The following is a 1,600-nucleotide window of genomic DNA, read 5'->3' as shown; positions in this document are numbered from 1 at the left end:
CCGTTGAACTATGCGTCGCACGGCCCATTCCTTGCGATCCAGCCGACCAGCGGCAGTGACAGTTGCTATCAGTACGTGCAGAGCCCGACGGCAGGCGTTCACTACCTGTCGGGAGAGGTGTTCCGCAATGGCTCGGTCGGCAATGCACGGTTGGTGCTCAGCGCATACAACGCCGGCGGCTTGATTGGTTCGGTGACCGTGCTGTCTGATCGCTCCAAGCTGGGGGTCTGGCAGGCGCTTAATGTTCCAATCGATGTGCCGTCGGACGCTACCCGGCTGCTGGCCGGTGTGATCTGCGAAGGCACGGGCGAGGTAATGTCGTTCCGTCGCCTGAAACTGGAGCGTGGCCCCTCCGCGACTCCCTGGAGCGATGAAGTCACCACCTCCGACACAGCCACGGCTATGCAGTCCATGGAGGTGCGGGCGACGACGCTGGAGAACGGCCAGTCGACCATGTTTGCCAAGTACACTTGGGCGCTGGACGTGAATGGCAATGCCATCGGTATGACGTCCGTCAACGACGGCACCATTGGCCGAATCAGCTTTGTTGCTGACGTGTTGAGCATCGTTGACCCCAACAATACGGGCAGCACAACCTTCGGAAGTGGCAGGTGGGTAACTCGTTCCGGGGCCTACATGATGGTGCACGGCAAGCCGTTCGGTGTATCCAACGACCTGATGATGTGGATCGGTGTGGGCTCCAACCCGGCCAACGCGAGCAAGGCGAACGGCCTGTTCTGGATCGACAACCAGGGCAATGCGTACTTCGGCGGTAGTCTGTCGGGAGGTGCGCTGAAGAACGCCCAGCGGAACACTTCGACCAACGGCAACGCCGAGATCATCGTCGGGCCGTTCTCGACCCTGGGGCGCGCCAAGAACGTCGTGGTCAGCTACGACATGACCAAGACCGACACCGCGAACACGGGCCGGTGGACCGGGGTTTCCGGGCCGGTGAACGCCACCATCGCGATCAATCGGCGGGTGGGCAATGGTGCCGAGCAGTTCATCACCGACTTCAACGTCACGGGCAACTATGAGGTGCTGAACGAGCAGGGTGGGCCGTCGCAGCTGACTTCGCGCATGGCTGGCTCGCACACCTTCACCGACAACACCCCCGGCACCGAGCAGTTCACCTACCGGGCCATCATCGTCACCCGCAACGTGGCCACCGGCACGGCGAGCGGAGGTACAGTCGGTGTGGTGATCAATCAGACGCTGGGCATCATTTCCGTGGAGCAATGAGATGTCGCCGATTCTTTCCGAGAGCAACAACAACCGGGTCGAGATGCTGGCGACCCGGATCGATGTGCAATGGGACTTCCGGGCCAATGACGGCCCGGTGCTGTTCTTCTTCGATCGCGTGGACTGGAACCCGGCCACGGGTCAGGTCAACACCCGCAGCTACGACCGCACGGTGCGCGCTCCGATCCGTGACCTGTTGGCGGGCGAGTACACCTTCGCCCACCCGCTTACCGGCGAACAGATCACCGAGCCTGGCTGGAAGCTGATGGCGCTGATCAAGGCTGCGACGGATCGAGTGTGGGAGTCGGAGAGTTCGCCTGCGCCGGAGATCGTCGGGCCGCTGGATGAGGTCTTGTTG

At 62.3% G+C, this 1,600-nt stretch carries 2 protein-coding genes; both read left to right on the top strand.

Features of this window, described 5'->3' with window-relative positions; all coding sequences use genetic code 11:
- Window positions 1-1,242 (top strand): hypothetical protein (locus ACFC0D_RS38495; RefSeq protein WP_376446760.1); only part of this gene is annotated, 1,242 nt, incomplete at its 5' end.
- Between the two features lies 1 nt (window position 1,243).
- The coding region (locus ACFC0D_RS38490; protein ID WP_376446758.1) for a hypothetical protein at window positions 1,244-1,600 on the top strand (357 nt) is incomplete at its 3' end.

The sequence above is a fragment of the Streptomyces sp. NPDC056222 genome, from assembly GCF_042264065.1.
Classification (GTDB): Bacteria; Actinomycetota; Actinomycetes; order Streptomycetales; family Streptomycetaceae; genus Streptomyces.
This window is presented reverse-complemented; position numbering and strand designations above follow the sequence as displayed.